Annotated in this window: 8 protein-coding genes and 1 riboswitch; of the genes, 1 reads left to right on the top strand and 7 read right to left on the bottom strand. The window is 62.0% G+C overall.

Annotation, left to right across the window (positions count from 1 at the left end; genetic code table 11):
- Positions 1 to 149: 149 nt before the first annotated feature.
- The 3 genes from QZY67_RS11185 to QZY67_RS11175 form a co-directional block, all read right to left on the bottom strand.
- Positions 150 to 929: an amino acid ABC transporter ATP-binding protein gene (locus tag QZY67_RS11185; protein WP_295370349.1), complete on the bottom strand. Its 780-nt coding sequence runs from the start codon at positions 927 to 929 to the stop codon at positions 150 to 152.
- A gap of 15 nt (positions 930 to 944) precedes the next feature.
- Entirely contained in the window at positions 945 to 1,712 is a 768-nt protein-coding gene (locus QZY67_RS11180) for an amino acid ABC transporter permease (protein WP_295370347.1), read from the bottom strand.
- 117 nt (positions 1,713 to 1,829) lie between these two features.
- A complete protein-coding gene (locus QZY67_RS11175; RefSeq protein WP_295370345.1) occupies positions 1,830 to 2,699 on the bottom strand; it encodes a transporter substrate-binding domain-containing protein in 870 nt (289 codons plus the stop codon).
- A 187-nt stretch (positions 2,700 to 2,886) separates the two neighbouring features.
- Positions 2,887 to 3,056, top strand: a riboswitch (Lysine riboswitch).
- Positions 3,057 to 3,182: 126 nt separating this feature from the next.
- On the opposite strand from QZY67_RS11175, the gene QZY67_RS11170 reads away from it, so the two are divergent.
- Positions 3,183 to 4,910, top strand: coding sequence for a Na+/H+ antiporter NhaC family protein (locus tag QZY67_RS11170; protein ID WP_294535097.1), 1,728 nt, complete (start codon positions 3,183 to 3,185; stop codon positions 4,908 to 4,910).
- A 66-nt stretch (positions 4,911 to 4,976) separates the two neighbouring features.
- On the opposite strand, the gene QZY67_RS11165 is transcribed toward QZY67_RS11170, so the two are convergent.
- From QZY67_RS11165 to QZY67_RS11150, 4 genes are all read right to left on the bottom strand, one after another.
- Entirely contained in the window at positions 4,977 to 5,111 is a 135-nt protein-coding gene (locus tag QZY67_RS11165) for a hypothetical protein (protein WP_294535094.1), read from the bottom strand.
- A 74-nt stretch (positions 5,112 to 5,185) separates the two neighbouring features.
- On the bottom strand, positions 5,186 to 5,827 hold the full coding sequence (locus tag QZY67_RS11160; RefSeq protein ID WP_295370342.1) for an ABC-2 transporter permease: 642 nt from the start codon (positions 5,825 to 5,827) through the stop codon (positions 5,186 to 5,188).
- Positions 5,824 to 6,687: an ABC transporter ATP-binding protein gene (locus QZY67_RS11155; RefSeq protein WP_295370340.1), complete on the bottom strand. Its 864-nt coding sequence runs from the start codon at positions 6,685 to 6,687 to the stop codon at positions 5,824 to 5,826. Before QZY67_RS11155 ends, QZY67_RS11160 begins: the two co-directional genes overlap by 4 nt.
- Before the next feature lies 1 nt (position 6,688).
- Entirely contained in the window at positions 6,689 to 7,063 is a 375-nt protein-coding gene (locus tag QZY67_RS11150) for a GntR family transcriptional regulator (protein WP_294535084.1), read from the bottom strand.
- Positions 7,064 to 7,299: the final 236 nt, after the last annotated feature.

The raw sequence follows: 7,299 nt of genomic DNA, 5'->3' as shown, positions 1-7,299 counted from the left end.
CTTCCGGGGAGCGGAGCGAGGACTTTTGCGCCGCAGTGCGGCGCGAAAGTAACGGCATTTTTGAAGGCTGTCGAAAAAGTCCCTGGACTTTTTCGACAGACTGAAAAATGGCGCTCTCCCCATGGGAGAGCGCCATTTTTACTGGTTTTTCAGTGATACCGGGCCAGAAACTGCCTGGTCCGCTCCTCCCGGGGGTTCTCGATGACCTGCCGGGCGGGGCCCTGCTCCACAATGAGGCCCCCGTCCATGAACATCACCTGATCCGCCACGTCCCGGGCAAAGGCCATCTCATGGGTGACGATGATCATGGTGGTGTGCTGGTCGGCCAGGCCCCGGATGACCTTGAGCACCTCGCCGGTCAGCTCCGGGTCCAGAGCGGAGGTGGGCTCGTCAAAGCAGAGGATGTCCGGCTTGAGGGCCAGGGCCCGGGCGATGGCCACCCGCTGCTGCTGCCCGCCCGAGAGCTGGCTGGGGTAGTGCCCGGCCCGGTTGGCCAGGCCCATCCGCTCCAGCAGCGCCCGCCCCTCCGCCTCAATTTGGGCAAAAATCTGCTTTTTGTTCTGCTTGAAGTCGGGCCGCTCTTTGGCCAGCAGCTGGCTGGCCAGGGTCACGTTCTGGAGGGCCGTATACTGGGGGAACAGGTTGAAGGACTGGAACACCAGCCCGAAGTGGAGCCGCTTGCGGCGGATGTCCTGCTCCTTGCGGCTGTTGGGGCCGTCGGCGTCAAAGAGGGTCTCCCCGCCCACCACAATGCGCCCCTTGTCCGGGGTCTCCAGAAAGTTCAGGCAGCGCAGCAGGGTGGTCTTGCCGCTGCCCGAGGAGCCGATGATGGCCAGGGCCCGGCCCTGCTCCAGCTCAAAGCTGATGTCCTCCAGCACCCGGGTGGGGCCAAAGTGCTTTTCAATATTATGTACTTCCAGAATTGCCATTTCGGTCCCCTCCTCTCACTGGAAATAGGCCAGCTTCTTCTCCAGCCGGCCCAGCAGCAGCGTCACCACGCCGCTGAACACAAGGTAGTACACCGCCACAAAGAACAGCGGCCACAGCAGGCCGGAGATGCCCTGGTTGCCCTTCATGAAGGACTCCGCCACCCAGATGACCTCCTTGAGGGAGATGGCCCGGGCCAGAGAGGTGTCCTTCACCAGGGTGATGATCTCGTTGGACATGGGGGGCACGATGCGCTTGATCATCTGGAGCAGGGTGACCTTGAAGAAAATCTGCCTCCTGGTCATGCCCAGCACCTGGCCCGCCTCCTGCTGCCCCACCGGCACGCTCTGGATGCCGCCACGGTAGATCTCGGAGAAATAGCAGGCGTAGTTGATGATAAAGGCCACGGCCACCGCCGCAAAGCGGGAGCGCTCACCGCCGCCCCAGGTGAACAGGTCCAGCATGCCGGGGACATAGAAGAGGGCGATGATCTGGAGAATCAGCGGGGTGCCCCGGATCACCCACACCACCAGGCGGCAGATGAGGCTGATGGGCCGGAAGGCGGAGAGCAGCTTTGCCACGCTGCCGGGCTTCCTGCCCTTCCGGGCCAGCGCCCAGCGGACGGGCCGCCGCAGGGGCGCCCAGCGGCTCATGGAGCCGAAGGAGATGACAAGGCCCAGGGGCACGGCGCCGATGATGGTCACAAAAAAGAGCTGAAGGGTCACCAGGAAGCCCTCATTCAGGGCTTTTACCACAACGGGGAATTCAGGGGTGGTCCAGAACATGGAATCGTCCTCTCTGTATGGAGATGGGGATGCACAGGGGAAAGCCGGGCAAAGGCAGAGAGCGGAGCGCGCCCTCTGCCTTTGTCATTATAAATAGGCTCCGGTCATTCAGTCAGGTCAGTCAAGGATGACAGCATCCTCAAGGCCGTAGGTGGTGGCTGTCTCAAGGGCGGTGCCGGCAGCCACGGCATCGGCCCAGAACTGGTTGAAGGCGTCCACCAGGTCGGAGCCCTTGCGGAAGCCCACGCCGTACTCCTCTGCGTCCAGGCCCTGGGCCTCGTTCAGGTTCACGCTGTACGCCAGGTCGGCGTAGCTGGTGCCCTCGCCGATCATGGCGGCGGCCATGAGCACGTCGATGACGGCGGCGTCAGAGGTGCCGGCGGACACCTCCATCAGGGTGTTGGCCTGGGACTGGACAGGCACAACGGAGGCGCCCAGCGCCTGGGCGGCGTCCTCGCCGGCGGAGCCGGACTCCACAGCCACGCTCAGGCCCTCCAGAGAGGTCAGGTTCTCAAAGTCGGCGGCCCTGTCGGCGGGATAGACCAGCACCTGATAGTTGGTGCAGTAGGGGTTGGAGGTGGCCATGGAAGAGGTGACCTCGTCGGTGAGGGTCATGCCGTTCCAGACCACGTCAATGGCCTTGGACTCCAGCTCCTCCACCTTGTAGTCCCAGGTGATCTCGCTGAACTCCACGCTCACGCCCAGGCTCTCGGCAAAGGCCTTGGCCATGTCGGCGTCAAAGCCAATCCACTCGTCGCTGCCCTCGGCCTTGTAGTCCATGGGCTCAAAGTAGGTGATGCCCACCACCAGGGTGCCCTTGTCCTTTACGTACTGCACATCGCTCTCCGCCGCGGCCTGGGAGCCCGAGGGCGCGGGGGAGCCTGCTGCATCGCCTGTGTCTCCGCCGACGGCGGTGTTGGAGCAGGCGGTCAGGGTCGCTGTGGTTGCCAGCGCCAGAGCAAGGGCCAGCCATCTTTTCAGCTTCATGATAGTTCCTCCTTCTGTCAGGCGCCGGTGTTTCGCCTTCTTGCTTTAGTATACTACCACGATAAATCAATGGTGTAAACAGGTATTTCAAAAATCAGCATATCGCACAAATTCTTCCGGTGGAAAAAGGCGGATTCAGCCTTGACATTCCCTGGAACCCATGATAGGATACTTACGCTTCTTTAATAAAGAGGATAGAGGCGCGGTACGCATGCGTACCCGGGGACAAGGCCAGGCAGCCGTCCCGCGGGGAGAGGGCGCACCGCCGAAGGCTGTTCCGCCTGCCTGGGCGGCGCGGCCTGGGCCGTACGGGAATACCGTGCGGACTGTCACAGCATGTGGAGCGCTATCCTGAGGTTCCCCGCTTTTCCACCGGCGGGGAACCCTGGTTTTGCCATGGGCGCTTCCATAAGCGTCCATGGCTTTTTTCATTGGCGCCACAGGGGCAGTGTGTGCCCCGTACAATATTTGGGAGGGAAAAACATGAGAACAAGAAGAACCTGGCTCGCCCGGGCTGCGCTGCTGCTGATGCTGCTCTTTGCCCTGACGACCACCGCCTTCGCCGCCGGCGACCCCACCGACGAGACCGGCACCAAGATGATCGAGTGTACCGACTGCGGTACCCTGGGCGTCGTCCTCTCCGACACCGGCGAGGCCGTCACCTGTGAGACCTGCGGCGGGACAGGCTATGTCCAGTCCCCCAGCAACTACTTCAACACCATTCTGTCCCTGCTGCCCCCGGTCATCGCCATCGCCCTGGCCCTGATAACCAAGGAGGTCTACTCCTCTCTGTTCATCGGCATTGTGGTGGGCGGCCTGCTCTACTCCAATTTCAGCTTTGAGGGTACCCTGACCCATGTGTTCAGCGACGGCATTGTGTCCGTCCTGTCCGACAGCTACAATGTGGGCATCCTCATCTTCCTGGTGATTCTGGGCGCCATGGTGGCCCTGATGAACAAGGCCGGCGCCTCCGCCGCCTTCGGCCGCTGGGCCCAGAAGAACATCAAAACCCGCGCGGGCGCCCAGCTGGCCTCCATTGTCCTGGGCTGCCTCATCTTCATCGACGACTACTTCAACTGCCTCACCGTGGGCTCGGTCATGCGGCCCATCACGGACAAGCACCAGGTCTCCCGGGCCAAGCTGGCCTACATCATCGACTCCACCGCCGCCCCCATCTGCATCATCGCCCCCATCTCTTCCTGGGCCGCCGCCGTGGCCAGCTTTGCCGAGGAGGGCCAGGGCCTGAACCTGTTCATCCGCGCCATCCCCTACAACTTCTACGCCCTGTTCACCATCGTGATGATGCTGGGTCTGGTGTTTATAAAGGTGGACTTCGGCCCCATGGCCAAGTTTGAAAAGAACGCCATCGAGAAGGGCGACCTGTTCTCCGGCTCCAACCCCTACGCCATGCTGGACGAGGATATCGACGAAACCAAGGGCAAGGTCATTGACCTGGTGCTGCCCATTCTGGTGCTGGTGGCGTGCTGCGTCATCGGCATGATCTACTCCGGCGGCTTCTTCTCCGGCGCCAACTTTGTGGAGGCCTTCTCCAACTCCGACGCCTCCGTGGGCCTGATGCTGGGCTCCGCCTTCGGCCTGCTCTTCACCCTGGTGTACTACGCCGCCCGCCGGGCCATGTCCTTCAAGGACATGATGGCCAGTATCCCCGAGGGCTTCAAGGCCATGGTTCCCGCCATTCTCATCCTCACCTTCGCCTGGAGCCTGAAGGGCATGACCGACTCCCTGGGCGCCAAGTACTTTGTCCGTGACTTTGTCCGCAGCGCCGAGCACCTGCAGATGTTCCTGCCTGTCATCGTGTTCGTCATCGGCTGTCTGCTGGCCTTTGCCACCGGCACCAGCTGGGGCACCTTCGGCATCCTGATCCCCATCGTGCAGAACGTGTTCTCCATGGATGATCCCCTGGCCATCATCTGCATCTCCGCCTGCATGGCCGGCGCCGTCTGCGGCGACCACTGCTCCCCCATCTCCGACACCACCATCATGGCCTCCGCCGGCGCCCAGTGCGACCATGTCAACCACGTATCGACGCAGCTGCCCTACGCCATCTCCTGCGCGGCCATAGCCGGCATCTCCTACCTGCTGGCCGGCCTGCTGGCCTCCAACGGCATTCCGGGTATCATCGCCCTGCCTGTGGGCATTGTGCTGATGCTGTGCTTCCTGTTCTTCATGAAGAAGCGCCAGACCGCCTAATCCATTCTGCAAAAAAAGACCGCCTCATCACAAGATGAGGCGGTCTTTTTTTGCAGGACTGGGGGCTCACTTCTTCTCCTCTTTCTCCCGCTCCTGTTTCTCCTGGATGGCCCGGATGGCGTAGTCCACGGCGGCGAGAGATCGGGGCGTGCAGTACTGCTGGATTTTCAGCAGCTCCTGAATGGCTTCCTGTGCGGTCATGGTCCCCACGCTCCTTCCCTCTTTCTTTTTTTAGTTTATCACAGAGCGGGGCGGCGCGCAAGCATCAGGGCGCTTTACAGCTCCTTCTTCTCAAAAATTCCACAGGCAATGAAGTAGGAGATCACATAGCCTCCAATGGCCAGCAGCACCAGCAGCCCGGGCAGGGCCAGGAAGAACCACGCGGGGAGTACAATGTTCTCCAGCGCCCCGGCGAACTGCCCCAGCAGCAGGATGCCTCCGAAGATGGCCACGAAGAGCAGAATGCTGATAAGCCGGCTCTTCTCCGCGCCGAACTTGACCAGCACGGGGAGCATCACCGCATTGATGACCATGGTAATCAGCACGCAGATCAGCAGTCCGATCAGCCCCTCGTCCAGGGGCCCCAGCGCCGGCTTCAGGAGCACCAGCGCCGCCAGCAGCAGGGCGGAGAGCACTGCCGCCGCCAGCACGGAGAGCAGGGAAAAGACATACTTGCCGGCCACGATGCCCCGCCGTCCGGCGGGGGTGGCGGCGGCGTACTTGTTCCACCGGGCCAGGTCGTCATAGGAGAAGGACGCCATGGGCACCATCATGCCGATGAGCACGGTCATGGTATACATGATGGCGGGCGGCATCACATCCGTCACGGCCAGGAGCGTATACACCAGGAAAAACACGCCGTAGTACCCCAGCTGCTTGCGCTGGACCAGAAAGTCCTTATAAATCATGCCTCTCATGACGCCATATCCCCCTTTGCGGTAAAGACCATAATCTCGTCCAGTGTCACCCGGTCCACGGTCAGCGCCGGGTAGAGCCGGACAAATTTCTCCCGGTCCCGTACCAGGGCCTCGCAGCCGAACTGGCTCCTCCGCACCCCCACCAGGAAGGCCGGGTCCACCTTGTCCAGGTCGGCCTGGCCGCACACCAGGCGGCCGTACTCCTCCAGCAGCTCGTCCTTGGCCCCCTGGAGAGCCACCCTGCCCTTGTGGAGGTAGACCACGTAGTCCGCCGCCTTCTCCAGGTCGCTGGTGATGTGGCTGGAGATGAGGATGGCGTGGTCCTCATCCTGGACAAAATCCAGGAACTGGTCCAGAATCTCGTCCCGCACCACCGGGTCCAGCCCGCCGGTGGCCTCGTCCAGAATGAGCAGCCGGGGCCGGGCCGCCAGGGCCGCGGCGATGGACAGCTTCATCTTCATGCCCCGGGAGTAGTCCTTCAGGAGCTTTTTCTCCGGCAGGTCGAACTTCTTCAGCAGCTGCTCAAAACAGCGCTGGTCCCAGTTCCGGTAGACCCGGCGGAGGATTTTCCCCACGTCGCCGGAGCGCAGGGTGTCGTGGAAGGTGGACTCATCCAGCACCACCCCGATCTCCTCCTTGACCTCCCGCTCGCCGGCAATGTTGTCCCGGCCCAGGAGCACAATCTCCCCGCCGTCCCGGCGGATGAGGTTGAGGATGCACTTGATGGTGGTGGATTTTCCCGCGCCGTTCTCCCCGATGAGGCCCACAACCGTGCCCATGGGCACGTTGAAGGTCACATCGTCCAGCTTGAAGCTGCCGTAATCTTTGGTGAGATGGCGAATTTCAATGGCATTTTCCATATTAATCGTCTCCATACAGGATGTTGAGGGTGTCGGTCATCTCCTCCAGGGTGACGCCGCCCGATTTGGCGGCCTCCACTGCCCGGGTCAGATGCTCCTCCACCCGGCGGAGGGTCTCCTCCCGGGCCAGCTCCGGGTCCTGGGGCGCCACAAAGCACCCCTTCCCCGGGACTGTGGTGATGAAGCCCTCCCGCTCCAGCTCTTCGTAGGCTCGTTTCGTGGTGATGACGGAAATGCGCAGCTCCCTGGCCAGCAGCCGCATGGAGGGGAGGGCCTCCCCCTCCTTTAGCTCACCCCGCAGAATCAGGCCCTTGACCTGCCGGGTAATCTGGTCGTAGATGGGCACCCCGCCGGCGTTGCTGATGATAATATCCATTCGGTGCACCTCGTTTTACTGTGTATACTCAGCATATACAGTATAGACACAGATAACAGTCCTTGTCAATAGGGAGACGCAAATTTTTATGTGCGCACTGGAGCGGCAGAAAGGCCGTGCCGTGCGGCGCGGCCTTTCTCAGGCTGTCGAAAAAGTCCAGGGACTTTTTCGACAGCCTTCAAAAATGCCGTTACTTTCGCGCCGCACAGCGGCGCAAAAGTCCTCGCTCCGCTCGC

The sequence above is a fragment of the uncultured Pseudoflavonifractor sp. genome (genome assembly GCA_904419835.1).
GTDB lineage: Bacteria > Bacillota > Clostridia > Oscillospirales > Oscillospiraceae > Pseudoflavonifractor.
This window is presented reverse-complemented; position numbering and strand designations above follow the sequence as displayed.